This window comes from Streptomyces sp. SID9727 (assembly GCF_010550605.1).
GTDB lineage: Bacteria > Actinomycetota > Actinomycetes > Streptomycetales > Streptomycetaceae > Streptomyces.
In genome coordinates this window covers 16,274-40,305 of the sequence record NZ_JAAGNI010000144.1, presented here as the reverse complement: position 1 = coordinate 40,305, position 24,032 = coordinate 16,274, and the positions used below count along the sequence as shown (strand labels likewise).

17 protein-coding genes are annotated in these 24,032 nt (G+C 71.9%); 6 read left to right on the top strand and 11 right to left on the bottom strand.

The window, feature by feature from the left end; translation table 11 throughout:
• On the bottom strand, positions 1-408 hold a 408-nt coding region (locus G3I41_RS09995; RefSeq protein ID WP_164399862.1), incomplete at its 3' end, for a helix-turn-helix domain-containing protein.
• 98 nt (positions 409-506) lie between these two features.
• On the opposite strand from G3I41_RS09995, the gene G3I41_RS09990 reads away from it, so the two are divergent.
• Entirely contained in the window at positions 507-1,532 is a 1,026-nt protein-coding gene (locus G3I41_RS09990; protein WP_239081562.1) for a hypothetical protein, read from the top strand.
• A gap of 6 nt (positions 1,533-1,538) precedes the next feature.
• Here the strand turns inward: G3I41_RS09990 and G3I41_RS09985 are convergent, their stop codons facing one another.
• From G3I41_RS09985 to G3I41_RS09975, 3 genes are all read right to left on the bottom strand, one after another.
• Positions 1,539-2,219 carry a hypothetical protein gene (locus G3I41_RS09985; protein WP_164399861.1) on the bottom strand — a complete coding sequence of 227 codons (681 nt, stop codon included), beginning with the start codon at positions 2,217-2,219 and terminating at the stop codon, positions 1,539-1,541.
• A gap of 79 nt (positions 2,220-2,298) precedes the next feature.
• Positions 2,299-3,183, bottom strand: coding sequence for an acyl-CoA thioesterase II (locus G3I41_RS09980; protein WP_164399860.1), 885 nt, complete (start codon positions 3,181-3,183; stop codon positions 2,299-2,301).
• A 17-nt stretch (positions 3,184-3,200) separates the two neighbouring features.
• A complete protein-coding gene (locus G3I41_RS09975; protein WP_164399859.1) occupies positions 3,201-5,714 on the bottom strand; it encodes a DEAD/DEAH box helicase in 2,514 nt (837 codons plus the stop codon).
• A 171-nt stretch (positions 5,715-5,885) separates the two neighbouring features.
• On the opposite strand from G3I41_RS09975, the gene G3I41_RS09970 reads away from it, so the two are divergent.
• Positions 5,886-6,677 (top strand): metal-dependent hydrolase, encoded by a 792-nt coding sequence (locus G3I41_RS09970; protein WP_164399858.1) that lies wholly within the window; start codon positions 5,886-5,888, stop codon positions 6,675-6,677.
• Between the two features lie 65 nt (positions 6,678-6,742).
• Here the strand turns inward: G3I41_RS09970 and G3I41_RS09965 are convergent, their stop codons facing one another.
• Both G3I41_RS09965 and G3I41_RS09960 read right to left on the bottom strand, forming a co-directional pair.
• Positions 6,743-8,539: an ABC transporter ATP-binding protein gene (locus G3I41_RS09965; protein WP_164399867.1), complete on the bottom strand. Its 1,797-nt coding sequence runs from the start codon at positions 8,537-8,539 to the stop codon at positions 6,743-6,745.
• Between the two features lie 11 nt (positions 8,540-8,550).
• A complete protein-coding gene (locus tag G3I41_RS09960) occupies positions 8,551-10,353 on the bottom strand; it encodes an ABC transporter ATP-binding protein (RefSeq protein ID WP_164399857.1) in 1,803 nt (600 codons plus the stop codon).
• Positions 10,354-10,669: 316 nt separating this feature from the next.
• On the opposite strand from G3I41_RS09960, the gene G3I41_RS09955 reads away from it, so the two are divergent.
• Positions 10,670-11,389 (top strand): L,D-transpeptidase family protein, encoded by a 720-nt coding sequence (locus G3I41_RS09955; protein ID WP_164399866.1) that lies wholly within the window; start codon positions 10,670-10,672, stop codon positions 11,387-11,389.
• Positions 11,390-11,399: 10 nt separating this feature from the next.
• On the opposite strand, the gene G3I41_RS09950 is transcribed toward G3I41_RS09955, so the two are convergent.
• Together G3I41_RS09950 and G3I41_RS09945 are read right to left on the bottom strand one after the other, a co-directional pair.
• Positions 11,400-14,333: an FAD-binding and (Fe-S)-binding domain-containing protein gene (locus tag G3I41_RS09950; RefSeq protein ID WP_164399856.1), complete on the bottom strand. Its 2,934-nt coding sequence runs from the start codon at positions 14,331-14,333 to the stop codon at positions 11,400-11,402.
• Between the two features lie 58 nt (positions 14,334-14,391).
• A complete protein-coding gene (locus G3I41_RS09945; RefSeq protein WP_164399855.1) occupies positions 14,392-14,835 on the bottom strand; it encodes a MarR family transcriptional regulator in 444 nt (147 codons plus the stop codon).
• A gap of 143 nt (positions 14,836-14,978) precedes the next feature.
• On the opposite strand from G3I41_RS09945, the gene G3I41_RS09940 reads away from it, so the two are divergent.
• Positions 14,979-16,784 (top strand): ABC transporter ATP-binding protein, encoded by a 1,806-nt coding sequence (locus G3I41_RS09940; RefSeq protein ID WP_164399854.1) that lies wholly within the window; start codon positions 14,979-14,981, stop codon positions 16,782-16,784.
• Positions 16,785-16,846: 62 nt separating this feature from the next.
• Complete coding sequence (gene mltG / locus G3I41_RS09935; RefSeq protein ID WP_164399853.1) at positions 16,847-17,707, top strand: endolytic transglycosylase MltG; 861 nt, start codon at positions 16,847-16,849, stop codon at positions 17,705-17,707.
• 15 nt (positions 17,708-17,722) lie between these two features.
• On the opposite strand, the gene G3I41_RS09930 is transcribed toward mltG, so the two are convergent.
• Positions 17,723-18,814 (bottom strand): NAD(P)-binding domain-containing protein, encoded by a 1,092-nt coding sequence (locus tag G3I41_RS09930; protein ID WP_164399865.1) that lies wholly within the window; start codon positions 18,812-18,814, stop codon positions 17,723-17,725.
• Positions 18,815-18,917: 103 nt separating this feature from the next.
• Between G3I41_RS09930 and G3I41_RS09925 the strand changes: the two genes are divergently transcribed.
• Positions 18,918-19,358: a YjbQ family protein gene (locus G3I41_RS09925; protein WP_164399852.1), complete on the top strand. Its 441-nt coding sequence runs from the start codon at positions 18,918-18,920 to the stop codon at positions 19,356-19,358.
• Positions 19,359-19,734: 376 nt separating this feature from the next.
• On the opposite strand, the gene G3I41_RS09920 is transcribed toward G3I41_RS09925, so the two are convergent.
• Together G3I41_RS09920 and G3I41_RS09915 are read right to left on the bottom strand one after the other, a co-directional pair.
• Positions 19,735-21,663: a DUF2357 domain-containing protein gene (locus G3I41_RS09920; protein ID WP_164399851.1), complete on the bottom strand. Its 1,929-nt coding sequence runs from the start codon at positions 21,661-21,663 to the stop codon at positions 19,735-19,737.
• On the bottom strand, positions 21,660-24,029 hold the full coding sequence (locus G3I41_RS09915; RefSeq protein WP_164399850.1) for a hypothetical protein: 2,370 nt from the start codon (positions 24,027-24,029) through the stop codon (positions 21,660-21,662). The genes G3I41_RS09920 and G3I41_RS09915 overlap by 4 nt, the downstream gene beginning before the upstream one ends.
• Positions 24,030-24,032: the final 3 nt, after the last annotated feature.

Below are 24,032 nucleotides of genomic sequence, written 5' to 3'. Positions count from 1 at the left end.
CGTCGTGAGCGGGGGCCCGAGGCCGGCGGTGGCGTCGAGGAAGGCGGCGCGCAGCGCGGGCCGGGTGGTGACGAGCAGCAGCGCCTCCTGACCGTGCGCGCCGGGGTCCGTGTACTGCTCGACCACCGCGTCGGTGACGGCGTCGGCCAGGCGGACATCCGGGGCCCGGGCCGTGACGGCCGCCGCGACGCGCGCCTCCCGGTCGGCGGTGACGGCCGAGACGATCGCCTGTTCCCGGCTCGCGAAGTAGTTGTTGTACGTACGCGGCGAGACGCCGGCCGCCTCGGCGATGTCCTCGACCCGCACCCGCTCGGGCCCCTGCTCGACGGCCAGGCGCAGCGCCGCCTCGCGCAGCGCCTCGCGGGTGGCCTGCTTCTTGCGCTCCCGCAGTCCCGGTGGTGTCGTCACCGCGCCAGCGTGCCACGGAGACTGCGTGCGCGCAAACTTGCGTGCACGCACTTTTCCTGCGAGCCTCGGCCGGACCCGACCGACGGAGAGGACCCACCATGCGGGCCAGGGGAATGACGTACGACACCGGATTCGTCCTGCACGGCCGCACCTCGCGCGAGCACTTCGACCTCGCGGTGGTCCGGCGGGAACTGGCGATCATCCGCGACGACCTGCACTGCGACGCGGTCCAGATCATCGGCGGCGACCCGGACCGGCTGGAACGGGCCGCGTCCGCAGCGGCCGCGCTCGGCCTGGAGGTCTGGTTCTCGCCCTACCCGCTGGAACGGGAACCGGAGCAGATCCTCGCGCTCTTCCGCGACTGCGCCGCACGAGCGGAGCGGCTCCGGCAGGAGGGCGCCGCGGTCGTGTTCGTCGCGGGTGTCGAGCTGAGCGTGATGAACCGGGGGTTCCTGCCCGGCGAGAGCCCCGAGGAACGGGTCGGACACCTGATGGGCCGCCCCGAGCTACGGGCCGAGGCGATCCGCGGACTCGGCGTGCGCGTCAACGCGTTTCTGGGCGACGCGGTGGCCGCCATCCGCGAGCACTACCAGGGCTCCCTCACGTACGCGGCCATCCAGTTCGAGCAGGTCGACTGGGGCCCCTTCGACATCGTGACGTACGAGCTGATCCGCTCCGCCGAGATCGCCGACCGGTTCCGCGAGGCGGTCCGCGCCCTCGCCGGGGGTCCGAAGCCGCTCGCCGTCACCGGCTTCGGCACCGCCGCCTACCGTGGCGCGGGGGACCGGGGCGGGCGGGTCCTCGACGTGGTCGAGCACGACCCGCTGACCAAGGACCCGGTACGGCTGGACGGCGTCTACGAACGCGACGAGGCCGGCCAGGCCGCGTACCTGAGCGAACTCCTGGAGGTCTTCGAGACCGAGGGCGTGGACAGCGCCTTCGTCTTCCTGTTCGCCCTTCCCGGCTACCCGCACCGCCCGGACGGCGACCCCAGGGACGACCTGGACCGGGCGGGACTGGGCATCGTCAAACTCCTCGAAGGGCGCCGGGGACGCACCTACCCCGACATGGAATGGGAGCCCAAGGCCGCCTTCGAGGCGGTGGCACAGCGGTACCGGAGATGACGGCCGCTACTCCCGCTTGTCGTCCCAGGGCATGCCGAGCCAGCTGTCGAAGGAGGTGACCAGCGCCGTCAATGCCGCCGCCAGCCGCTGGTCGGTCCACTGCGCGTGTACGACGACCTCGCCGTCGGCGTGGAACTCGAAGGGCGTCTCACCGACCGCCCGCCAGCGGATGCGCCGCGGCCCGCGTGGCACGTCGCCGCCGCCGTTCACCAGGCTGCCCACGCCGATCGCCAGCCACAACGGGTACAGCAGCCACCACACGTACCACCAGAAGATCCGGCCCTTGTAGCCGACGGCCTCGGGGCAGCCGGTCTGGGTGACCGACCAGCGCGTGCGCAGGCCCTTGCCCGAGCACGCCTTCTCGCGCACGACCGTGCCCAGCACCTCCCCGTAACCGCCGAGCACCTGGTACGCCGAGACCCCGTCACCGGCCGACGCGGTGACGACCGTCGCCAGCCGGGCGCGGCGCTCCGGGTCGGCCCACAGGACGAAGGAGCGGGCCCCGTCCTTGCGGGCGGCGAGGTACGCCGGTATGCCGCCCGGCGGCAGCTCCCGCTCCAGGTGGGCCAGGATGCGCGCCTCCCCGCCCGGCACGTCCGTGACCCTGACGACATGGCTGAAGGGTGAGACGGGAGGGGGAGCCGGCGCGCCCTTGCGCGGCTTCCTCCCCGTGGCAACGGGACTCACTTTCAGGACGGTGGCCACGTGCGCGCTCCTCCGTTGCGATGATCCGGAAGTCGAACAGTAGCCCTACCGCCCGAGGGAGTTACGCGGACGGGGCGTCGCCCAGCCGCCGGAACAGGCCCTCCTGCACCACGGACACCAGCAGGTGGCCCGCCCGGTCGTAGATCCGTCCGCGCGCCAGACCCCGCCCGCCCGTCGCGACCGGCGACTCCTGGTCGTACAGGAACCACTCGTCCGCACGGAACGGCCGGTGGAACCACATCGCGTGGTCCAGCGAAGCCATGTCGAAACCGCGCGGGCCCCACAGCGGCTCCACCGGGATGCGGACCGCGTCGAGGAGCGTCATGTCGCTCGCGTACGTCAACGCGCAGGTGTGCACCAGCGGATCGTCGCCCAGCGGCCCCACCGCACGCATCCACACCGCGCTGCGCGGGTCCGCGTCCTTGATCTCCTCGCGCGTCCAGCGCAGCCGGTCCACGTAGCGGATGTCGAACGGCTGACGCCGCGCCATCCGCTCCAGGGCCTCCGGCAGACCGCCCAAGTGCTCGCGCACCTCCTCGGCGACCGTCGGCAGCTCCTCCGGGTCCGGCACCACCCGGGCCGGCGGCAGCTGGTGCTCGAAGCCCGCCTCCTCCGGGCGGTGGAACGACGCCGTCAGGTTGAAGATCGTCCGGCCCTGCTGGACGGCCGTCACCCGCCGGGTGGTGAACGACCTGCCGTCCCGGACGCGCTCCACGTCGTACACGATCGGCACCCCGGGACGGCCCGGCCGCAGGAAGTAGGCGTGCAGCGAGTGCACCGGCCGGTCCCCGTCCGTGGTGCGGCCCGCCGCCACCAGCGCCTGCCCCGCGACCTGGCCGCCGAAGACCCGTTGCAGGGACTCCTCGGGGCTCCGGCCGCGGAAGATGTTGACCTCGATCCGCTCCAGGTCGAGCAGGTCGACCAAGTGCTCGGCGGGGTTCGTCATGCCGTTCTTCTCCACTCTCACAACTGGCCCACGGACGTGACCCGCACGACCGCCCGGCCCTCCTCGTCCGACGCGGCGAGGTCCACCTCCGCGCTGATGCCCCAGTCGTGGTCGCCGTTCGGGTCGGCGAACGTCTGGCGGACCCGCCACACACCGTGCGCCGCGTCCTCGTCGATCTTCAGCAGCTTCGGCCCGCGCGCGTCGGGACCGGTGCCCAGCTCCTCGTACTCGTCCCAGTACGCGTCCATCGCCTCACCCCACGCGTCCTCGTCCCAGCCCGCGTCCGCGTCCAGCTCGCCCAGGTCGCGGACCCGGTCCAGCGCGGCCAGCTCCACCCGGCGGAACATCGCGTTGCGCACCAGCACCCGGAACGCGCGGGCGTTCGCCGTGACCGGCTTGACCTCGTCGGCCCGCTCCTGCGCCTGCTCGGCGGTCTCCACCTCGGGGTTGGCCAGCTGCTCCCACTCGTCCAGCAGACTGGAGTCGACCTGACGGACCATCTCGCCCAGCCAGGCGATCAGATCCTCCAGGTCCTCGGACTTGAGGTCGTCCGGGATGGTGTGCTCCAGCGCCTTGTACGCGCTCGCCAGATACCGCAGCACGATGCCCTCGGTCCGTGCCAGCTCGTAGTTCGACGTGAACTCCGTGAACGTCATGGCCCGTTCGTACATGTCACGGATCACCGACTTCGGCGACACCGGATGGTCGCCCACCCAGGGGTGGCTGCGCCGGTAGACGTCGTACGCGTGCCACAGCAGCTCGCTCAGCGGCTTCGGGTACGTCACCTCCTGGAGCAGCTCCATCCGCTCCTCGTACTCGATGCCGTCGGCCTTCATCTGCCCGACCGCCTCACCGCGCGCCTTGTTCTGCTGCGCGGCCAGGATCTGGCGCGGATCGTCCAGCGTCGACTCCACCACGGAGACCATGTCGAGCGCGTACGACGGCGAGTCCGGGTCCAGCAGCTCGAACGCGGCCAGCGCGAACGTGGACAGCGGCTGGTTCAGTGCGAAGTCCTGCTGGAGGTCCACGGTGAGCCGCACGATGCGCCCCTCGGCGTCCGGCTCGTCCAGCTGCTCCACCACACCGCCGTCCAGCAGCGACCGGTAGATCGCGATGGCGCGGCGGATGTGCCGCAACTGCGCCCGGCGCGGCTCGTGGTTGTCCTCCAGCAGATGCCGCATCGCCTCGAAGGCGTTGCCCGGGCGCGCGATCACGGACAGCAGCATCGTGTGCGTGACCCGGAAACGCGAGGTCAACGGCTCCGGATCGGACTGGATGAGCTTGTCGAACGTGGTCTCCGACCAGGCGACGAAGCCCTCGGGGGCCTTCTTGCGGACGACCTTCCGCTTCTTCTTCGGGTCGTCACCCGCCTTCTTGACCGCCTTCTCGTTCTCGATGACGTGCTCGGGCGCCTGGGCGACGACGAAGCCCGCCGTGTCGAACCCCGCCCGCCCGGCCCGGCCGGCGATCTGGTGGAACTCCCGCGCCCGCAGTGTCCGCACCCGGGTGCCGTCGTACTTGGTGAGCGCGGTGAACAGCACCGTGCGGATCGGCACGTTGACGCCGACGCCCAGCGTGTCCGTACCGCAGATCACCTTCAGCAGACCCGCCTGCGCCAGCTTCTCCACCAGCCTGCGGTACTTGGGGAGCATGCCCGCGTGGTGCACACCGATCCCGTGGCGCACGTACCGCGAGAGGTTCTGGCCGAACTTGGTGGTGAAGCGGAAGTTGCCGATGAGATCGGCGATCTTCTCCTTCTCCTCCTTGGTGCACATGTTGATGCTCATCAGCGACTGCGCCCGCTCCACCGCGGCCGCCTGCGTGAAGTGCACGATGTACACCGGCGACTGCCGGGTGTCCAGGAGCTCCGTGAGCGTCTCGGTGATCGGGGTCAGCCGGTACTCGTAGCTCAGCGGTACGGGACGGGTCGCCGAGCGGATCACGGAGGTCGGGCGGCCGGTGCGCCGCGTCAGGTCCTCCTCGAACATCCGGACGTCGCCGAGCGTCGCCGACATCAGGACGAACTGGGCCTGCGGCAGTTCGAGCAGCGGGATCTGCCACGCCCAGCCCCGGTCCGGCTCCGCGTAGAAGTGGAACTCGTCCATCACGACCTGGCCGATGTCCGCGTACTTACCGTCACGCAGCGCGATCGACGCCAGCACCTCGGCGGTGCAGCAGATCACCGGGGCGTCGGCGTTGACCGAGGCGTCCCCGGTGAGCATGCCGACGTTCTCCGTACCGAACAGCTTGCACAGGTCGAAGAACTTCTCCGAGACCAGCGCCTTGATCGGCGCGGTGTAGAAGGTGACCTTGTCCTGGGCCAGCGCCGTGAAGTGCGCACCCGCCGCGACCAGGCTCTTCCCGGACCCCGTGGGCGTCGAAAGGATCACATTGGCCCCGGACACCACCTCGATCAGCGCCTCCTCCTGAGCGGGGTAGAGGGTGATCCCCTGCGTCTCGGTCCAGGACGAGAAGGCCTCGAAGAGAGCGTCGGGATCGGCGGTCGGGGGGAGCTGATCGATAAGGGTCACGCCCCCATCTTGCCTGCCTTCCGCCCCGATGAGGGAACCGGACGACGGCCCGAAGATCACGAACGATACGCTTCCCACTCAACTCGGCCACGCCGCAACGGCGGTGGCCGGATCCCGCGCTCGGGTGCACCACCCGGCGCACTCGGCGACACCTACGGGGGCTCGGCAGTCATGATGGGACCGGCACACTCTCTGTCAGGGGCGGCGGCCTGGCTGGGGGTGGGCGCCGCGGCGGCGGCCACCGGCCACACCATGCCGTGGCCCGTCCTCGTCGTCGGGGCGCTGATCAGCGCGGGCGCAGCGCTCGCCCCCGACCTCGACCACAAGTCGGCGACCATCTCGCGCGCCTTCGGGCCCCTCTCGCGCGGGGTGTGCGAGATCGTCGACAAGCTCTCGCACGCCGTCTACAAGGCCACCAAGCTGCGGGGCGACTCCCACCGCAACGGCGGCCACCGCACCCTCACCCACACCTGGGCCTGGGCCGTCATGACCGGAGCGGCCGCCTCCGCCGTCGCCTACAACGGCGGGCGCTGGGGGGTCCTCGCGATCCTCTTCGTCCACCTGGTCCTCGCCGTCGAGGGGCTGCTCTGGCGGGCCGCCCGCGTCTCCAGCGACGTCCTGGTGTGGCTGCTCGGGGCGACCAGTGCGTGGATCCTCGCCGGGGTCCTCGACAAGCCGGGCAACGGCGCCGACTGGCTGTTCACCGACCCCGGCCAGGAATACCTCTGGCTCGGGCTGCCGATCGTGCTCGGCGCCCTCGTCCACGACATCGGCGACGCGCTGACCGTCTCGGGCTGCCCGATCCTGTGGCCGATCCCGCTGGGCCGCAAGCGCTGGTACCCGATCGGCCCGCCCAAGGCCATGCGCTTCAAGGCCGGCAGCTGGGTGGAGATCAAGGTGCTGATGCCCGTCTTCATGATCCTCGGGGGCGTGGGCGCGGCGGCGGCGCTGAACGTCATCTGAGCCGCCCGGGCGCCGGACCCGGGCGGCCGGGCCCGGGGGACCGGCGCACCGGCCCCCGGGACCCGTCAGCCGTGCCAGGAGCGCCAGAGCGCCGCGTACGCCCCGTCCGCCGCCACCAGCTCGTCGTGGCTGCCCAGCTCCGTGATCCGGCCCTGCTCGACCACGGCGATCACGTCCGCGTCGTGCGCCGTGTGCAGCCGGTGCGCGATCGCCACCACCGTACGGCCCTCCAGCACCCGGGCGAGCGACCGCTCCAGGTCGCGGGCCGCCCGGGGGTCGAGCAGCGAGGTCGCCTCGTCCAGGACCAGCGTGTGCGGATCGGCCAGCACCAGCCGGGCGAGCGCGATCTGCTGGGCCTGCGCCGGAGTGATCACCAGGCCCCCCGAGCCGACCTCGGCGTCGAGCCCCCGCTCCAGCGCCCGCGCCCAGCCGTCCGCGTCGACCGCGGCGAGCGACGCCCACAGCTCCGCGTCCTCGGCGTCCGTACGCGCCAGCCGCAGGTTGTCCCGCAGCGAGCCGACGAACACGTGGTGCTCCTGGTTGACCAGCGCCACGTGCGACCGCACCCGCTCCGTCACCATCCGCGACAGGCGCGCGCCGCCCAGCGTGACCTCGCCGTCCCGGGGCGCGTAGATCCCCGCCAGCAGCCGGCCCAGCGTCGACTTGCCCGCACCCGACGGGCCGACCAGCGCCAGCCGGGTGCCCGGCGCGACGTCCAGCGACACCCGGTGCAGCACGTCGACCCCGTCCACGTACCCGAAGCGCACCTCGTCGGCCCGCACGTCCCGGCCGTCCGGGGACACGGAGGCGTCGCCCGCGTCCGGCTCGATCTCCCGGACGCCCACCAGCCGCGCCAGCGACACCTGGGCCACCTGCAACTCGTCGTACCAGCGCAGGATCAGACCGATCGGGTCCACCATCATCTGCGCCAGGAGCGCACCCGTGGTGAGCTGGCCGACGGTCATCCACCCCTCGATGACGAACCAGCCGCCCAGCAGCAGGACCGCGCCGAGGATCGTCGCGTACGTGATGTTGATGACCGGGAACAGCACCGTCCGCAGGAACAGCGTGTAGCGCTCCCACGCCGTCCACTGCTTGACCCGCAGGTCCGAGAGCGCGACCCGGCGCGCCCCCAGCCGGTGCGCCTCAACGGTCCGCCCCGCGTCCACGGTCTCCGCCAGGGCCGCGGCGACCGCCGCGTAGCCGGCGGCCTCCGAGCGGTACGCCGAGGGCCCCCGGCGGAAGTACCAGCGGCAGCCGACGAGCAGCACCGGCAGCGCCACGACCACGGCCAGGGCGAGCGGGGGAGCGGTGACGGTGAGGGCGGCGACCAGCAGCCCCACCCACACCACACCGATCGTCAGCTGCGGGACGGCCTCGCGCATGGCGTTGGCGAGCCGGTCGATGTCGGTGGTGATCCGGGACAGCAGATCACCCGTACCGGCCCGCTCCAGCACGCCCGGCGGCAGCCGCACCGACCGGACGAGGAAGTCCTCGCGGAGGTCGGCGAGCATCTCCTCGCCCAGCATGGCGCTGCGCAGCCGCATCATCCGGGTGGCCACGGTCTGCACCACGAGCGCGCACGCGAAGACCGCGGCGGTGCGCTCCAGGTGCAGATCGCGGGCCCCGTCGGACAGGTCCTCCACGAGCCCGCCCAGCAGGTACGGGCCCACGATGGACGCGACCACCGCGAACGTGTTGAGCAGGGTCACCACGACGAACGGCTTGCGGTGGCGCCGCAGCAGCTCCAGGACGTAGGCCCGTACGGTCGCCGGCCGGCCGACCGGCAGGGTGGCGGCCGTCTCGGGGGCGGCCGGGTCGTAGGCGGGGGGTACGTGGGCCGGTGGGGCGACGCCGGTCATTGCCTGTCCTCTCATGCCCGTTCCTCGATTTCCTGGTGCGCTTCCCGGCGTGCGGCGGTCTCGTCGTCGGTCTCGCGGGTGACGACGGCGCGGTAGCGCTCCTCGGTGCGCAGCAGCTCGCGGTGCGTACCGACCGCCACCACCGTGCCGCCGTGCACCAGCGCCACCCGGTCGGCCAGGTCGAGGAGCAGGGGCGACGAGGAGAACACGACGGTCGTACGGTCCGCGCGCAGCGCCTTGACGCCCGCCGCGACCCGGGCCTCGGTGTGCGAGTCCACCGCCGAGGTCGGCTCGTCCAGGACGAGCGTGTCCGGGTCGGTGAGCAGCGACCGGGCCAGGGCGAGCCGCTGGCGCTGGCCGCCGGACAGGGAACGGCCGCGTTCGGTGATCCGGGTGTCCAGCGGCTCGCGGTCGGGCTCGGGGGACGCCTGGGCCAGGGCGGCCAGCACGTCGTCGCACTGCGCGGCGGACAGGGCGGCCGAGGCCGCCACCTGCCCCGACGATGGCACGTCCAGCAGTTCGCGCAGGGTGCCCGAGAGCAGCACGGGGTCCTTGTCCTGCACGAGTACGGCGGTCCGTGCCGCGCCCGGTTCCAGTTCGTCCAGCGGCACACCGCCCAGCAGGACGGAGGGCGGCTCGGGGGCGTCGGCGTCCGGTGCCTCGGGCCGGGCGTGCCCGCCGAGCCGTTCCGCCAGCCGCCCCGCCTCGTCCGGGTCGCCGCAGACGACCGCGGTGAACGCGCCGCGCGGGGCCAGCAGCCCGGTGACCGGGTCGTACAGGTCACCGGACGGGACGGTGTCGACGGTGGCCGGGCGGGTGTTCCGGCTCAGCGACAGCACGCGTACGGCGCGCTGCGCGGAGGGGCGGGAGAAGGAGTACGCCATGGCGATCTCCTCGAAGTGCCGCAGCGGGAACAGGGTGAGGGTCGCCGCGCTGTACACCGTGACCAGCTGGCCCACCTCGATCCTGCCGTCCCGGGCCAGCGAGGCCCCGTGAACGACCAGGGCGAGCAGCAGGAGGCCGGGCAGCAGCACCTGCACCGCCGAGATCAGCGACCACATCCGGGCGCTGTGCACCGCGGCCTCGCGGACCTCCTGCGAAGCCCGCCGGTAGCGGTCCAGGAACAGCTCCTCGCCGCCGATGCCGCGCAGAACGCGCAGCCCGGCCACGGTGTCCGAGGCGAGTTCGGTGGCCCGGCCGCCCTTCTCGCGCTGCACGTCCGCCCGCCGGGTGGCACGCGGCAGCAACGGCAGGACGGACAGGGCGAGGAACGGCATGGCGACCGCCACGAGAACGCCCATGGACGGAAGGTAGAGGACGAGCGCCACGCTGATGACGACGAGGACCGTGGCGGCGGCGAGGAAACGCGACAGCGCCTCGACGAACCAGCCGATCTTCTCCACGTCACTCGTGGACACCGCCACCACCTCGCCCGCGGCCACCCTGCGGGTCAGGAGGGAGCCCAGCTCGGCGGTCTTGCGGGACAGCAACTGCTGGATCCGGGCGGCGGCGGTGATCCAGTTGGTGACCGCGGCCCGGTGGAGCATCGCGTCGCCCACCGCGGTCAGCACGCCCAGCAGCGCGGTCAGCCCACAGGCCAGCGCGAGCCTGCCGCCGGACCGGTCCACGACCGCCTGCACGGCGAGTCCCACCGTCAGCGGGTATCCCGCGATGGAGCACTGGTGCAGCAGCCCCCAGAACAGGGACTTGAGCTGCCCGCGGATCTGATTGCGGCCCAGCCACAGCAGGAAGCGGGGGCCTGAACGGACGTCGGGATCGCCGGGGTCCGAGTACGGAAGATCGCGAATGTGCATGACATCCCAAAGATCGGAAGCGGCCGGGCCCGCGAGGCGCCGCGAAGCGCGTCGGGGCAGCACCGGGTCGCCCACGGGAGACGAGGGCGGGGGAACCGGACCGCGCAAGCCTTGCCGGTCGCCGGGATCGCGGCAAACGGTTTTACGCGGCGGCCGGTACGGGTGCGGCCCCAGGTGCTGGTGGGATGCGTCCGGGCCGCCCGCGCCCCGGACGGGTAAAGATTCGGCACGCATTCGCCGGGGCTGCCCGGACCGGCCGATCGCGTACACCGCCGGGTGCGAGCATGGACGGATGCGTATAGCCGGTGCGGTTCGGATGGTGGCCTCGGCGGCCGCCTGCGGTGTCCTGCTCACGACCCTGACGTCCTGCGGTGACGGTCAGGACACGAAGAAGGGCGCCGCCGCAGAGCGACCGGCTGCCGGGAAGGGCAGTACGAAGGCCCCCGTCAAGGATCTGAAGCGCATTCCCGAGGTGGGCGACCGGCTCCAGTCGCAGATCCCGGCCGACTCCCGCCAGGTCGTCGCCGTCTACGGGGAGGGCAGGGACTCCGCGGACTCCACCGTCGTGCTCTACACCAAGTCCGGCTCCACCTGGGACGAGGCCGCCTCGTGGAAGGGCCACAACGGCAAGAGGGGCTGGACGCCCGACCACCACGAGAACGACAAACGCAGCCCCGTCGGGGTCTACACCCTCAGCGACGCGGCCGGTGTCCTGCCCGACCCGGGCGCCCGCCTCCCCTACACGCGGACCGCGTCGATCCAGGCCCCGCACTACTGGGCCAAGTCCCACTGGCACGACTTCGACTACGTCATCGCCATCGACTACAACCGGGTCAAGGGCACCCCGCCCAACGACCCGACACGCCCGCAGGGCCAGACCAAGGGCGGCAGCATCTGGCTGCACATGGACCACGGCAGCGGCACCTCGGCCTGCGTGAGCGTGTCCAAGCAGGCCATGGAGAAGCTGCTGCGCACCCTCGACCCGAAGCAGCACCCGGTCGTCGTCATGGGCGACCGCGCCAGCCTCCGCGCCTGACCCGCGCGGGTCAGGCGGGGCCCGGGCGGGTCGCCCACTCCAGCTCCATCAGGGCGGAGTGGTACGAGCGGCCCGTCGCCCGGTCCATGCCGATCTCGCACATCCGGTTGGCCGAGAGGTACGCGTCGTACTCCCGGGACCGCACCTCGGCGGCCTCCTTGGCGGTCGCGGAGGCCGTCAGCTCCTTGTGCAGCATCCCGCGGTCGCCCGCGAAACCGCAGCACGCGGCGTCGTCCGGGACCACGGCCTCCTCCGCGCAGGCATCGGCGACCGCGCGCAGCCGGTCCACGTCGTCCAGATGCTCCATGGAACAGGTCGGGTGCAGCACGGCCGAACGGGACCTCCGCTCCACCGTCAGCTCCGGCAGCAGCTCGTCCGCGGCCCAGACCAGGGAGTCGACCACGGTCAGCTCGCGGTGCAGCGCCCGGTTGTCCTCGGTGAGATACGGGACCACCTCATGGGCGATGCCCAGCGTGCACGAGGAGGCGTCGACCACCAGCGGCAGCTTCCCGCCGGCCGTCCAGCCCCAGGCCGCTTCCACGATCCGGTTGGCCATCACGGCGTTGCCGGAGTCGTACCCCTTGGAGTGCCAGATGGTGGCGCAGCAGGTGCCGTTGACGTCGTCCGGGATCCAGACGGGCTTTCCCGCCCGGGCCGACACGGCCACCACGGCCTGCGGCAGCGACGGGCCGCGATGGCTGTCCGGGCTGCCGAAGATGCGGTTGACGCAGGCCGGGTAGTAGACCGCGCTCGCCCCCGCCCTGGAGGTACGCGGCAGCTTGCGGGGCGCGGCGCCGGGTACCTCCGGAAGCCACTCGGGGACCAGATCCGGGTGCACCGCCCGGCGGGCGAGCCGGGTGACCCCTTGCAGCAGCCGGTCGTCGATCCGGCTCGCCGCGGCGATCGCGAGCCGCGCCGCCGTCTCCGCCGTACGGAAGTGCTTGGCGGCCAGCGCGGCGATCCGCTCCTCGCGCGGGGAGTGCCGCTGGTGGCGGAAGTTCTTCATCATGGCGCCCGTGTCGATGCCGACGGGGCAGGCCAGCTTGCAGGTGGAGTCACCGGCACAGGTGTCCACGGCGTCGTAGCCGTAGGCGTCGACCAGGCCCGTCTCGACAGGTGAACCGTCGGGCTGGCGCATCATCTCGCGGCGCAGCACGATGCGCTGGCGCGGTGAGGTCGTCAGATCGTGGCTGGGGCAGGTCGGTTCGCAGAATCCGCACTCGATGCAGGGGTCGGCGATCGCCTCGACCTTCGGGATGGTCTTGAGGCCGCGCAGATGGGCCTTCGGGTCGCGGTCGAGGACGATCCGCGGCGCCAGGACCCCGTCGGGGTCGATGACCTGCTTCGTACGCCACATCAGTTCGGTGGCCCGCGGTCCCCACTCCAGTTCGAGGAAGGGGGCGATGTTGCGGCCCGTCGCGTGCTCCGCCTTGAGCGATCCGTCGAACCGCTCCACCGTCAGCCGGCAGAAGTCCGCCATGAAGGCGGCGTACCGGTCGACGTCGGAGGGGCGTGCCGCGTCGAACGCCAGCAGGAAGTGCAGGTTTCCGTGCGCGGCGTGTCCGGCGACGGCGGCGTCGAAGCCGTGCTCCGCCTGGAGCGCGAGCAGCGCCTCGCAGGCATCGGCCAGCCGGGACGGCGGGACCGCGAAGTCCTCGGTGATCAACGTCGTACCCGAGGGGCGGGAACCGCCCACCGCGGTGACGAACGCCTTGCGGGCCTTCCAGTAACCGGAGATGGTGCGGGCGTCCCGGGTGAACTCGTTGGTCACCGAGGTGACGGGCCGGACCAGCTCCAGCCGTCGCACCACATCGGCCGCCGCCCGCTCGTACGCCTCCTGGCCCGCCTCGTCCGGGGCCCGGAACTCCACCAGCAGCGCGGCGGTCTCCTTCGGCAGCCCCGCCCAGTCGGCCGGGACGCCCTGCACGCTCACCGAGGCGCGCAGGGTGTTGCCGTCCATCAGCTCGACGGCGATGGCCCCCGCCTCGTTGAACAGCGGAACGGCGGCGGCCGCGGCGGTCAGGGAGGGGAAGAACAGCAGCGCCGTGGAGATCCGGCGGTCCAGCGGAAGGGTGTCGAAGACGACCTCGGAGATGAAGCCGAACGTCCCCTCGGAGCCGACCATGAGGCCGCGCAGGATCTCCACCGGGGTCGAGCCGTCGAGAAACGCGTCCAGCCGGTAGCCGTTGGTGTTCTTGATCTCGTACTTGGCGCGGATACGGGCCGTGAGCGCCGCGTCCGCCTCGATCTCCGCCTTCAGCGCCAGCAGCCCCTCGCACAGCCGCGGCTCGGCCCGGGCCAGGTCCTCGTCGGCCGCGGGATCGCCGGTGTCCACGACGGTGCCGCTCGGCAGCACGAAGGTGAGCGACGAGACGGTCCGGTACGAATTGCGGGTGGTCCCCGCGGTCATGCCCGAGGCGTTGTTGGCGACGACTCCGCCGATCGTGCACGCGATGGCGCTGGCCGGGTCGGGGCCCAGCAGCCTGCCGTGCCGGGCGAGGGCGGCGTTGGCCCGTACGACCGTCGTCCCGGGGCGGATCCGGGCGCGGGCCCCGTCGTCCAGGACCTCGATGCCCGCCCAGTTCCGCCGGACGTCGACGAGGATGTCCTCTCCCTGGGCTTGGCCGTTGAGGCTGGTGCCGGCGGCGCGGAAGACGACGTTGCGGCCCTGGCCGTGCGCGTACGACAGGATCGCCGAGATGTCGTCCAGGTCCTCGGGGACGACTACGACCTGGGGCACGAACCGGTACGGGCTGGCGTCCGAGGCGTACTTCACCAGGTCGGAGACCTTCCAGAGCACCTTCTCCGCGCCGAGCAGGGCGGTGAGACCGGCGCGCAGCGCCTCCGGCGTGCCCTGAGCCCGCGTGTCGGGGACGCGGTCGTGGGAGGGCGGGCGCACCGCCGCGGGGCGCAGCGTGTCGGGGTCCGGCTCCAGCAGCGGCATGGTGGTTCTCCTCGGCGGGCTCGTCGGTCCGCGGCTCGGCGCCGCGTCCCGTGACCGGTCAGCAGCGGCGCTCCGGCATTCCGTCGACCAGGGCGGTCAGCAGACCGCCGAGCACCTCGCGCTGGTCGGCGGTCAACGGAGCCAGGATCTCCTCCGCGGCCGCCCGGCGCGCGTCGCGCAGCGAGCGGAGCGTGGCGATGCCCTCGTCCGTGATCTCGATCCTGACCACCCTACGACTGTCCGGATCGGGGGCGCGGCGCACCCTGCCGCTCGCCTCCAGGGCGTCCACCAGCGTGGTCACTGCGCGGGGGACCACGTCGAGGCGCTGCGCGAGATCCGCCATCCGGGGCGGTCCGTCGTAATGGGCGACGGTGCGCAGCAGCCGGAACTGCGCGGGCGTGATGCCGATCGGCTCCAGCTGGCGGCCCTGGATGCGCTGGAGCCTGCGCGTCAGCCGCAGCAGCTGTTCGGCGAGTACGCCGTCGGGGTCGGGGGAGTCCATGGGGGAACACTATCAGGACCTGGTTCATTGTGAGTGCGGGTAACAATGAGCTATGCTCTCATTCAACCCGACTGTCACGGTCGCGATACCCGCGTCCGGGCGGCCCCGCCCGTTCCGTTGCCGCACGTCCGACGAAGGAGCCCATGAAGCCCGACGAACCCACGTGGACACCCCCGCCCAAGGACGCCGACCAGCCGCCCGCCGAGCTGCGCCGCATCCTCCGCCTCTTCCGCCCTTACCGCGGCCGCCTCGCGGTGGTCGGACTGCTCGTCGGCGCCTCCTCGCTGGTGTCGGTCGCCTCGCCGTTCCTGCTGCGCGAGATCCTGGACACCGCCCTCCCGCAGGGGCGGACCGGCCTGCTCACGCTGCTCGCCCTCGGCATGATCCTCACCGCCGTGATGAACAGCGTCTTCGGCGTGCTCCAGACCCTCATCTCCACCACCGTCGGCCAGCGCGTCATGCACGACCTGCGCACCGCCGTCTACACCCAGCTGCAGCGGATGCCGCTCGCCTTCTTCACCCGGACCCGCACGGGCGAGGTCCAGTCGCGGATCGCCAACGACATCGGGGGCATGCAGGCCACCGTCACCTCGACGGCGACCTCGCTCGTCTCCAACCTCACCGCGGTCATCGCCACCGTCGTCGCCATGCTCGCGCTCGACTGGCGGCTCACCGTCGTCTCGCTGCTCCTGCTGCCCGTCTTCGTCTGGATCAGCCGCCGGGTCGGCCGCGAACGCAAGAAGATCACCACCCAGCGGCAGAAGCAGATGGCAGCCATGGCCGCCACCGTGACCGAGTCGCTGTCCGTCAGCGGCATCCTGCTCGGTCGCACGATGGGCCGCTCCGCCTCGCTCACCCAGGGCTTCGCCGAGGAGTCCGAGCGGCTGGTCGACCTCGAAGTGCGCGCCAGCATGGCCGGCCGGTGGCGGATGTCCACGATCGGCATCGTCATGGCCGCCATGCCGGCCGTCATCTACTGGGCCGCGGGCATGGCCCTCCAGTCCGGCGGGCCCGCCGTCTCGATAGGCACCCTCGTCGCCTTCGTCTCCCTCCAGCAGGGCCTCTTCCGCCCCGCCGTGAGCCTGCTCTCCACCGGGGTGCAGATGCAGACGTCCCTCGCGCTCTTCCAGCGGATCTTCGAGTACCTCGATCTCACCGTCGACATCACGGAGCCGCAGAATCCCGTGCGCCTGGAGAGGATCCGCGGCGAGGTCCGCTTCGAGAACGTGGACTTCAGCTACGACGAGGCGAGCGGCCCCACCCTCAGCGGCGTCGACGTCACCGTTCCCGCCGGAGCCGGACTGGCCGTCGTCGGCCCCACCGGGTCCGGCAAGTCCACCCTCAGCTACCTGGTGCCCCGGCTGTACGACGTGACCGGCGGCCGGGTCACCCTCGACGGGGTCGACGTGCGCGACCTCGACTTCGACACCCTCGCCCGTGCGGTCGGCGTCGTCTCGCAGGAGACGTACCTCTTCCACGCCTCGGTCGCCGAGAACCTGCGCTTCGCGAAGCCGGACGCCACCGACGAGGAGATCGAGGCGGCGGCCCGCGCCGCGCAGATCCACGACCACATCGCCTCGCTTCCCGACGGCTACGACACCCTCGTGGGAGAGCGCGGCTACCGCTTCTCCGGCGGCGAGAAGCAGCGTCTCGCCATCGCCCGGACGATCCTGCGCGACCCGCCGGTGCTGATCCTGGACGAGGCGACCAGCGCGCTCGACACCCGTACCGAAAGTGCCGTGCAGGAGGCCATCGACGCACTCTCCGCCGGACGCACCACCATCACCATCGCCCACCGGCTCTCCACCGTCCGCGACGCCGACCAGATCGTCGTCCTCGACGGCGGCCGCACGGCGGAGCGCGGCACCCACGAGGAACTGCTCCGGCTCGACGGACGGTACGCGGCACTGGTCCGCCGCGACACGGAGATGGCCCCGGTGGCGGGCTGACCGGAAGGCGTGCCGCGCACGGCCTCCCCGAGGCCGGGACCGGCGCGGGTTAGCGTGCCCGCATGGCGCACGAGCCCCCGGACAACCCGCCTTCGGTCACCCCGCCCCGCCGCCGCACCCGCCTGACCCGGCGCGGCCGCCTGACACTGTTCATCGGCTCCCTCCTCGTCCTCGCCGTGGCCGCAGCGGTGCTCGTCCCCCTGCTCACGCGAGGGTCGAAGACCGAGGAGACGGCCCGCACCCTGGTGATCCCCGAGGGCCGCCGGGCGACCCAGGTCTACGCGGCCGTCGACCAGGCCCTCGGCGTACCCGCCGGCACGACCGCAGGGGCGGCGCCGACGTCGGACCTGCCGCTCCCGGCCGCCGCGAAGGGGAACCCCGAGGGCTACCTCTACCCGGCGACGTACCCGGTCACCCCCGCGACCACCCCGAAGAGCCTGTTGCGCTACATGACCGTCACGGCGGGCCGCCACTTCGGCGCCGACCACATCACGGCCGGCGCACGCCGCAACGACGTGACCGTGTACCAGACGGTGACCATCGCCAGCATCGTCCAGGCCGAGGCGGACACCGAGGCGGACATGGGCAAGGTCGCCCGCGTCATCCACAACCGCCTCGACCGGGGCATGCCGCTCCAGATGGACTCCACCCTCAACTACGCGTTGCACCGCAGCACGCTGGACACCACCACGGGCGACACGAAGCTCGCCAGTCCCTACAACAGCTACGCCCACAAGGGCCTCCCGCCCACCCCGATCGGCAACCCGGGCGAACAGGCGATGGCCGCTGCGATCACCCCCACCCCGGGCCCCTGGCTGTACTTCGTGACGGTGGCCCCGGGCGACACCCGCTTCACGGACGACTACGCGGAGCAGCAGCGGAACGTGGCGGAGTTCAACCGGAACCGCGGGGGAGCGGGATGAGAGGGGGCCCCGGCCTCAGACCAGGGCGGGCGCCTTCGCGGGCCCCGCAGGCACCCCGTCCCTCAGCAGCGCGACGATCTCGCGCACGGCGGCACGCCCCGCACGGTTGGCGCCGATCGTACTGGCGGAGGGGCCGTACCCGACGAGGTGGACGCGCGGGTCGCGCACGGCTCGGGTGCCCTCGACCCGGATGCCCCCGCCGCGCTCCCGCAGCCGCAATGGGGCGAGATGATCGATGGCCGCGCGGAAGCCGGTGGCCCAGAGGATGACGTCGGCCTCGACGCCGCGGCCGTCGGCCCAGGCGACACCGGTGGGCGTGATCCGGTCGAACATGGGGAGCCGGTCGAGCACCCCGGACTCGCGGGCGCGGCGGACGGCGTCGTTGACGGGCAACCCCGTCACGCTCACCACGCTCTGCGGCGGCAGCCCGCGCCGCACCCGCTCCTCCACCATGGCGACCGCGGCCCGCCCCTGGTCCGCCCCGAAGGGCCCTTCCCGGAAGACCGGCGGCCGACGCGTGACCCAGTGGGTCTCCGCCGCCACCTCGGCGATCTCCATCAGGTGCTGCGTACCGGAGGCCCCGCCGCCGACGACGACCACCCGCCGGCCGGCGAAGGCGGCGGGGCCCGGGTAGCCGGCCGTGTGCAACTGCCGCCCCCGGAACGTCTCCTGCCCCGGGTAGCGGGGCCAGAAGGGCCGGTCCCAGGTCCCGGTCGCGTTGACCAGGGCGCGTGTCGCGTACGTGCCCGCGGAGGTTTCGACCAGCAGCCGCCCGCCTTCGCCCTCGCGTACGGCGCCGACATCGACCGGCCGGTGCACACGGAGCCCGAAGGCGTGCTCGTACCGCTCGAAGTAGGCGCCGATGACCTCGGACGAGGGCCGCTCCTCGTCCGCACCGGTCAGCTCCATGCCGGGCAGCGCGTGCATGCCGTGCACCTTGCCGTACGTCAGCGAGGGCCACCGGAACTGCCAGGCGCCGCCCGGGGCCGGCGCATGGTCGAGGACCACGAAGTCGCGGTCCGGCTCCAGACCGTTGTGCCGCAAGTGGTACGCGGCGGACAGCCCCGCCTGCCCGGCGCCGATCACCACGACGTCCACCGACCGCATCGCCAAATCGTTCACGCTTCTACCAACCGCGACGGGCTCCCGGAACTTCCCACGTGCCCGTCGCTCAGCGGATTCGGTCCCGGGGCGCGGCAGGATGGGAAGCATGTCTTCTGCCGCCTTCACCACCACGGTCCTGCACCTCACGACGGGCTCGACGGAGACCGTCACCGACCTGACACCGGACTGCGAACAGTTCCTCGCCCGCGCGGCCTCCGGCCGCGACGGACTGCTCAACATCTTCGTCCCGCACGCCACCGCCGGAATCGCGGTCCTGGAGACCGGCGCGGGCAGCGACGACGACCTCCTCTCCGCCCTCCACATCCTGCTCCCGGCCGACGACCGCTGGCAGCACCGCCACGGCCACCCCGGCCACGGCCGCGACCACGTGCTCCCGGCCCTGGTCCCCCCGCACGCGACCCTGCCGGTGATCGCGGGGCGACTGGAACTGGGCACGTGGCAGTCGGTGTGCCTGGTGGACACGAACGTCGACAACGCGGAGCGGCGGGTGCGGTTGAGCTTCTTGGGCGGCGTCGGCGACGCCTGACTGTGCGGGCCATGTCCGGCCGCCCCGACTGCCCGGACCGTGGTGCGTGACCGCATCGGGTACTCACGCTCCCTGCGGCTTCGACCCTCCTCGACCCCGGCCGCGATCCGCGCCCGGTGCACGTTCACGGGCTCACCCGTGCGTGTCCGGTCGGCGCACCCGCCTTCGAGGGGATGGCTCCGCGCGTCGGGCGGCACGTCTCGATATGCTGCGCGGCCGGCCGGCGAGGGGGCGGGAGGGGGGCGTCACGTCGTCCCGGGAGACAGAAGATGTCAGGACGAGACGATCCTCGCCCGCTGCACCCCCACCGGCCGACTCGGCGGCCTCTTCGGTGCCGAGTCAACTGGCCGCAACGAACGTCGGACCGAACGTCCAGTCAGTGTGGGGCCTGAGTCGAACATCCGCGTGGGCAGGAAGCTGCTCGAGTCGCCTGGCCGCAGGTGCTGCACGCTGGGCAGATGAACTGACCGGTGCCCTCCGACGTCCAGCACGGGACAGCCAGAAAGGCGCCACCGAGGCGGCCGTCGAGGTCGGACTCGGGGGCTCCGGCAGCGGCGGAGCCATCCGGTTCCAGTAGCGGGAAGGTTCGTCTGCAGGCCATGCAGCGGCGGAGCTCCCACCGGGTGCGGCACGCGGAACAGAGTGCTGCGAACAGACCGCCTTCGCGGGGCTCGAACACGGTCTGACGCTGCGAGCCGGTCTTGGCACACACCGGGCACACTTCGAGCAGTTCGGCCTGGACGGCCGCGTCCTTCAACGTCTCGGAGACAGTCCGCAGTCGCTGAGCTTCGTGCTCCGCTGCTCGACTACTGCCGTGGCGCCGCCGGGCTGTCCTGAGCAGGGCGGAGAGGTGCTCCAGCTCTCCCGGGGCGGGGGCGCGCACGACCGCCACACCGTCGGCACGGGGCTCGAGCCAGTCACAGTTCGTCACGGTGGAACGCGTGCCGGCGGGCACGGGGACCGTGAGAGGGTAGCGGCGCGCGTCGGCGCCCAGGGTGGCCCATTGGACGGCCCGCACCAGACGGCTGACGCTGAAGATGTCCAGAGGGGACAGCGGGGCAACGCCGACATGCTGCCCGGACGCATCGCCGTCGCCGTGCCCGATCCGGTACGCCGCCCCGGTGACGTGGGGCTCTGCGTCCTGGCGTTTCCGGAGCAGCCCCGGATGCACGATGAGGTCGTCGCACTCGATGGCCGGCCGGTCACGACGGATGCCTGAGATCGAGGCGGCGACGGAGGCCGCGTCGGGAGCCGTGCACAGGTCGATCGTGAACGGAATGACGCGCAGCGCCTGGCGGTCACGCCAGTGAAGGGTGAAGTCGCCTGTCCGGGACCAGGCGACCGTCAACGGCTGACCGCGCATGCGGAAGCGGGTGGTCCGGCCGGGGGCAGGAGCCGGCTGATGGGCGTCCGGGGTGGCCTGAAGCAGTGTGCAGGCGAGGAGCAGCAGGAGGCCGGTGAACCGTTCGAAGGCGACGCGGACCTCCTGGCGGCGCTGAGCGGTCTCGGCCTCCCCGGGGCGTACGGCGGCGACGGTGACGCAGGCCTGCCAGAGTGAGGCCACCCTGCGGTAGTGCGGGTCGCTGCTGAACAGATTCGTGGGGTGCAGTTCGCGCGGCGCGGAGCGGTGGTCGACCGCGCGCGCCAACGGTGAACTCAGCATGACCTCCACTATCGCAAGCAGCGATTCCAGGGTCCGCAGACGCGTTCCCGCGACCGCCCGTTGCCGACCGGAGTCCTCGATGTTCCTCAGCAGGCGGGCCAGGTCCCGCCTGGCCCGCCAGGAGGTCTTCTCAGAAGTCATGAGCAGGCCGTGTACATCGTCCGTCATCCTGCTGAGGTCCCTGAGCTGTGTGATGCGCTGCTGCAGGTGCGACCGCATGACGTCGAGGACGGCCACGGCGACGCGGTTCTCGTAGATGTCGGCGTCCTCCTCACTGCGCCGGGCCAGCAGACGGCTGGGGCGCACGCCGGCGAGCGTGTGCGAGGCCCAGTCCTCGGGCCGGGAAGCCAGGCGCGCCGGAGCGCCGGAAGCGATCGAGCGGACCCGGGACGTCGGCACCACCTCCTCCACCGTGCGCAGACGCGTGTACGGACGGTGGCAGACCGCGCGCAGCGCACCGGACTCGCGCTCGAAGACGTCCTCCAGCGGCAAGGCCTCGGCCTCCTCGGCGACATCGAGGATGATCGGGGGCATGGTCAGCCAGTCGTCGAGCGTGGCGGCTTCGCCGAGACGGGCCGACAGGGCCAGAAGGTGACGGACGAGGAGGGAGTCCAGTTCCGGCTCGGCTGCTTCCCGCTTCATTGCCGACCCCGTGAGCGGAGCTCGTCGTCCAGCAGCCGTCGCGTCGCCGTCGGCTCGTGAGCGCCGTCGAACCGACTCAGACTTTCGACGAGGTCGGTGCGCAATGCGTCGAGGATGTCGCTATGGATGTCGTACCGTCCCCGGACCGAGCGCAGGATGCGTGTGGCCAGAAGATGGTCCAACGCCTCACCCGGGCTGCCTCCGGCGGCGACCACGACGGGTGCGAACTGCTTGATCTGCCTCTCCAGCCGGTTGCCCCACCCGATGCGCAGTTCCTCCGCGAGGCGACTGCGCCAGTGGGTGTCGAGGAATCCGATGATGCCGTCGGCCTGCGCGCCGTAGGTGGCCTGCGCCCGGTCGAAGGACTGGGCGAGAGCTTGATGGCCTAGCGGTTCCGGGAACGCGGGTGCCGTGTCCGAAGGTACGTCCGGGTGCTGCCAGGGCAGCTCCAGGACGAAGGCCCGGTCGTAGGTCTTGTCGGCGAAGCCGACGGTCGTCTCGTCGTGATTGGCGGTACCGATGAACCAGACGTTGTCCGGAACGGCTATGTGAGTTCCGCCGATGATCAGCTCGGCAGGGTTTCTGACCGGTGCCGTGGTCAGTGCCAGACTGGGCCGGTCCTTGATGGCCAGGGCCGACAGGACTCCGCTGAAATACTGTTCCGGATGGGAGAGGTTCATCTCGTCGAGGACGATGAAGAAGGGCCGGTCCGTGAAAGCAGGGCACTGGGCACGGTACAGAGCCTTGGTGAACTCGGATTCGTAGAAGATCCGGTCGAAGCTGTTGTAGTAGCCCATGAGGTCCTGCGGGTCGCGCCAGCCGGCCTGGACGGGCACCACGGCGGCGCTGCTGCCACTGCCGAAGGCGATGGCGAGCGCGCGGGCCAGACCGGTCTTCCCGATACCGCTGATGCCCTGGAAGAGATGGAGACGGCTCATCGCCATGCCCGCCAGGACCAGGCGCAGGTCGGACTGACGGTAGGAGAGACCGGCCTGCTGGCGGATGACCGCCTGCAGCTGGCGCACCAGCTCCGGCATGGCCGGCGTACGTGTGTCGAAGGGCCGGGGCGTGCCGAACTCCCGGTCCATGTACGAGCAGGCCGGAAAGGCCTGGCCTTCCTTGCCGACCTGGGCCGTGGCCCGGAGTCTGGCCGCTTCCTCGTTGAGCAGGTGCTGCAGTTGGTCGTTGGCAGCGCGCAGCCAGTTGTTCTGTTCGAGGTAATTCTGACGCTCGTTGACCGCGATGCGATCACGTTGGAGCGCGGACTCCAGTTCCCCGCGCTCCCGAACCAGCTCTTCGTTGTCGGCGGCGAGGCGCTTGACCTGCTGCCGCACCTGCTCGAGCAGGAGGGCGTCGGCTTGTGGCGCGGCGGCGTTCTCCTCCAGGAGGCGCGCGTTCTCGGCGCGAAGCTCGGTCAGGCGGTCGACGACCTGCTCCAGGGTCATGCCTCCCAGGGACGCCAATGCGCCGTCGTACTCGTTGAGTCGGACACTCAGACGTCCGTGCCCCTCGGTGAGGACAGCAATCCTGTGCCGGCTCTCCTCCATCTGCTGAAGCAACTGGCCGGTACGACTGGTCACCTCATGTTCGAACCGTTCCGCACGGGTGTCCTGCTGCTCCTTGAGGGCGGCCTTGAGGTGGGCGACGTCCTCACGTTCGTCCTCCAGCCGGAGCCGGGCGGATCGCAGATCTCTCTCGCGTTGGGCGAGTTCGCTCTCCCGCTGGTCCAGGGCCGCCTGAGTGCCGGCCAGGCGACGCTGATCCTCGCTCCACCGTGCCTGTCGGTCCCGGCGTTCGGTGTCCAGCGCGGCCACTGCCGTCCGGCGCTGCTCCGTCAGCCAGGCCTCAAGCTCTCGGCCTGTCTCCAGGCGGCGTTCCGCGAATGCCGCTTCGGTCGCCTGCTCGCGGTCGGACAGATCGCGGTCCCTGCGGTCGAGAAGTTCCGTACGGGAGTCCAGCGCGGCGCTCCTCTCCTGCAGGGCCGCGGCTTCCTCGGCCCGTCGCGCGGCCGCGGCGGTGAGTTCCTCCTGCTCGGCACGGAGCGCCTCCGCCTGCACCGCCAACGAGGTCGCCGCGTCCGCCTGGCGCTCGGCGAGTGCCCGGTACCGCTGCCAGGCCGAGGCGAGGTCGGAGCTCGCGCCGTCGGTCCCGGCCCCCGCCGCGACGACCACCTGGGCCTCGTCCGCGACCTGCCGTATCTCCTCCAGCAGCGCCGCGGTGTCGTCGGCGCTCGTCGGGCCGGTGGGGGAAACCATCGGGGCCGGCTGACGGGCACGGGCGGCCCCGGTGTGCGGGGGAGCGGGCGGCTGTCCCGGCCGGACCGTCCCCTTGCCCTTCTCACGCGTACGCGTCTGCCTCTTCCCCATGTC

Excerpts from the sequence above, each read along its gene's own strand:
- G3I41_RS09930 (WP_164399865.1), bottom strand. The coding sequence starts at position 18,814 with ATGCGGTCGGTGGACGTCGTGGTGATCGGCGCCGGGCAGGCGGGGCTG.
- G3I41_RS09965 (WP_164399867.1), bottom strand. The coding sequence starts at position 8,539 with ATGACCGGCGTCGCCCCACCGGCCCACGTACCCCCCGCCTACGACCCG.
- mltG (WP_164399853.1), top strand. The coding sequence starts at position 16,847 with ATGGCGCACGAGCCCCCGGACAACCCGCCTTCGGTCACCCCGCCCCGC.
- G3I41_RS09945 (WP_164399855.1), bottom strand. The coding sequence starts at position 14,835 with ATGGACTCCCCCGACCCCGACGGCGTACTCGCCGAACAGCTGCTGCGG.
- G3I41_RS09915 (WP_164399850.1), bottom strand. The coding sequence starts at position 24,029 with ATGGGGAAGAGGCAGACGCGTACGCGTGAGAAGGGCAAGGGGACGGTC.
- G3I41_RS09950 (WP_164399856.1), bottom strand. The coding sequence starts at position 14,333 with ATGCCGCTGCTGGAGCCGGACCCCGACACGCTGCGCCCCGCGGCGGTG.
- G3I41_RS09970 (WP_164399858.1), top strand. The coding sequence starts at position 5,886 with ATGATGGGACCGGCACACTCTCTGTCAGGGGCGGCGGCCTGGCTGGGG.
- G3I41_RS09925 (WP_164399852.1), top strand. The coding sequence starts at position 18,918 with ATGTCTTCTGCCGCCTTCACCACCACGGTCCTGCACCTCACGACGGGC.
- G3I41_RS09940 (WP_164399854.1), top strand. The coding sequence starts at position 14,979 with ATGAAGCCCGACGAACCCACGTGGACACCCCCGCCCAAGGACGCCGAC.
- G3I41_RS09960 (WP_164399857.1), bottom strand. The coding sequence starts at position 10,353 with ATGCACATTCGCGATCTTCCGTACTCGGACCCCGGCGATCCCGACGTC.
- G3I41_RS09920 (WP_164399851.1), bottom strand. The coding sequence starts at position 21,663 with ATGAAGCGGGAAGCAGCCGAGCCGGAACTGGACTCCCTCCTCGTCCGT.
- G3I41_RS09990 (WP_239081562.1), top strand. The coding sequence starts at position 507 with ATGCGGGCCAGGGGAATGACGTACGACACCGGATTCGTCCTGCACGGC.
- G3I41_RS09980 (WP_164399860.1), bottom strand. The coding sequence starts at position 3,183 with ATGACGAACCCCGCCGAGCACTTGGTCGACCTGCTCGACCTGGAGCGG.
- G3I41_RS09955 (WP_164399866.1), top strand. The coding sequence starts at position 10,670 with ATGGTGGCCTCGGCGGCCGCCTGCGGTGTCCTGCTCACGACCCTGACG.